This is a genomic window from Blautia acetigignens (assembly GCF_025566865.1).
Classification (GTDB): domain Bacteria; phylum Bacillota; class Clostridia; order Lachnospirales; family Lachnospiraceae; genus Blautia_A; species Blautia_A acetigignens.
The window spans coordinates 1-502 of record NZ_JAOQJM010000047.1 but is presented as its reverse complement, the minus strand read 5'-3'; the positions used below and the strand labels follow the sequence as shown (position 1 = coordinate 502).

The window sequence follows — 502 nt, the reverse complement described above, 5'->3', positions numbered from 1 at the left end:
AATCGATGTCTTCCTATCTTACGTTTTAACGTTTGTATCAAGGATATTTGATTAACTTTAATCAAATTTACATGTATGCAGTTTTCAAGGTACATATCTGACTGATATTTTATCAGTCATTAGAAATCTTAAATAATCTTATTTAAAACCTCTAATCACTGGTAAAACCAGTTATCATAACAGCACTTCCCTGCTGATCGGGTTAACACCAGTCTCTCGATCTTCGTCTTTTACCGTTCTGTTTCCGACAGAACTCCCTTACTGATGTCTGTTTCTATATGAACAAGCTTTTCACTTGTTTTTTTCTTTGATCCGGCGCCCGCCTGCTCTCCCACATCGTCTCCAATGCAGTACCATCGGCCGCTCAGGTCTTAACCGTCGTGTTCGGGATGGGAACGGGTGTTTCCCCTGAGCGCATCGACACCGGAAATATTCGGTTATCGGCTTCCTTATTTTATTAAGTCAGCCACTTGATAACTCAACAGTAAAACACATCTTCTCT

At 40.2% G+C, this 502-nt stretch carries 1 rRNA gene; it reads right to left on the bottom strand.

The features are described 5' to 3' along the window. Positions 1–310 precede the first annotated feature (310 nt). A 5S ribosomal RNA gene (gene rrf, locus OCV70_RS18825) occupies positions 311–428 on the bottom strand. Positions 429–502: the final 74 nt, after the last annotated feature.